The organism is Winogradskyella algicola (assembly GCF_005869935.1).
Classification (GTDB): Bacteria; Bacteroidota; Bacteroidia; order Flavobacteriales; family Flavobacteriaceae; genus Winogradskyella; species Winogradskyella algicola.
The window spans coordinates 1-2,086 of the sequence record NZ_SZQF01000017.1 but is presented as its reverse complement, the minus strand read 5'-3'; the positions used below and the strand labels follow the sequence as shown (position 1 = coordinate 2,086).

The following is a 2,086-nucleotide window of genomic DNA, read 5'->3' as shown; positions in this document are numbered from 1 at the left end:
CCATTATTTCCATTTGCGCCAAACAGTATCAACACACCATCAGTAGCTGTGTCGTTATTAGCAAAGGCACTGCTTTCATACAACGATAAGCGTAATTGACTTAGACTTGTGCTTCCTCCATTATCTGTAAATGTCGAGGTTTCGAAACCAGAATTGTTCTTACTGGTTTGATCAAATATTACAGACGACTGTCCTGCAGCAGCTGTATAAACCCAACCTGCTTGTCCAGCTTGTAGATATTGATTCGCATCTGAACCTGCCGTTGAAGCAGTTCCTGTTGCTGCCATAATAGCCGTGTAAGCACCTCTAATACCTAACGTCGGATCCCAAACCCAGTAGAAATTAGGATTGATATTTGTTGAACCTGTTGTTAACACTGTATTCATATCAATCTGTGATTGGAATGGATTGCCTACAGCTATGAAGCGTTGTTCTGGTACGTTTACAGCAATCATCTGTGAGCCTACATTTTCTGCAGTCAGCTCACCTGTAGCATGTAAGGTCGTTTCTGATGGTGTTGCATCGTTATCTCCTAAATCAGTGTTTCTGTCACCTCTGATTAAAATATGGTACATAGTTCCTGGTATTAGGTTAGTAGCATTGGTATTAGTCAACTCTACATACTCATATCCTATGTTATCAAAGATATACGCCGAAGGGTTTCCTGTAAACGTTACATCAAATCCATCTGTATTACCTGCAGGTCCTGTAATATGTGTGTCCTGCTGCCAGTTGTCAGATATTGGTGTACTCGTTGTAACTGGTGTGCCCAATTGGCGGTAGGCTCTTTTTGCAGGAATATAGCGCTCTACGGTGAAATCACCCATGAACATGCCCATTCCCGATCCAATGTAAGCAGATCCTGTTGCATCAGATTCAAAGGTTACCGTACCATCATTGGCTACAATACCATCATTGGTAACTTCTACGTTAGGACTAACACCTAAAGACGCTCCGTCTTCTACAGTTACCGTTGAGCATTCGGAAATGTATAAATCCTGTCCAACCGTTAACACTGGGTAATTAGGTGCTCCCATCGGAATAGTCACATCCGCAAACACCATTAAGCCTGGTGCCTCGTTGTTATCCCAGTTACCTGTATTTTCCCAATTGGTATCCATAGTACCTGTCCACGTTAATTGTGGTAACGGACCAGCACATGGATCTGGCGTTTCACAGGTTAGGTCCAACGTAAAGTCAGCTGTTCCGAAATAATCGAATATTCTTACCGTATAGGTTCCTGCAGATAGTGCATCCAAGGTGATTTCCTCTGGACTGCCACTATCGCTACATGCTAGGCTCGTAAGATCGTCGCATGGCCCTGAATAAACGAACATCACACCATCAAAGGCGAAGCCGCCTGTAGCATCGTCCAAGCTTAGCGTATAGCTGCTCGTGCCATCGGCTTCAAATGTATAGAACAGGTCGAAGGCATCTGAAGAGGCAAAACCGTCACACTCAGCATCCAATCCTGATGCTGTTGCTCCTTCCGTACTGCCCGTTACCGTTGCACCACAATCTAATGGCAATGCTCCTGAACAGTCATCATTGGCTGGTGCTTGGGGAGGTGCCTCACAAGAAACACTCATAGTGTACGCACCTCTGTTTGAACCAAAACCGCTTACGTATACATAATATGTTGTACCTGCCATACTCTCTACCGTAATTGACGATGTTGTACTATCACCACCATCATCATCCCCATCCAAACAGGTTAGGTCGTCACATACTCCTGTGTATACAAAAATCTTAGTGTCGAAAGACGATCCTGAAAGATCAAAGGTCACATCACTTCCATCTCCCATAAATGCATACCATACTCCACCGTTTGTTGCACTTGGTGCTGAAGTTCCGCAATATGCCTGCTCCGAATCCGAAGTAGCTGCTGTGGTATCGCCCATAACGGTATCACCACATGCTACCATCTCTGCATCTGCACATAGATCGTTGGCTGGTGCTGGCTCTGGACAGGTAAAGGTAAACTCTCCCAGGTCCGCATCACAGGCATCATCCGTAGCGTCTACTGTTAAGGTCACGGTATCACCACTGTTGTATGGTCCCGCTACTACGGTTCCTGCCATTACTG

The 2,086-nt window shown here is 45.1% G+C and carries 1 protein-coding gene; it reads right to left on the bottom strand.

The window, feature by feature from the left end; all coding sequences use genetic code 11:
- The coding region (locus FC091_RS15255) for a PPC domain-containing protein (RefSeq protein WP_317128747.1) at nt 1-2,086 on the bottom strand (2,086 nt) is incomplete at both ends.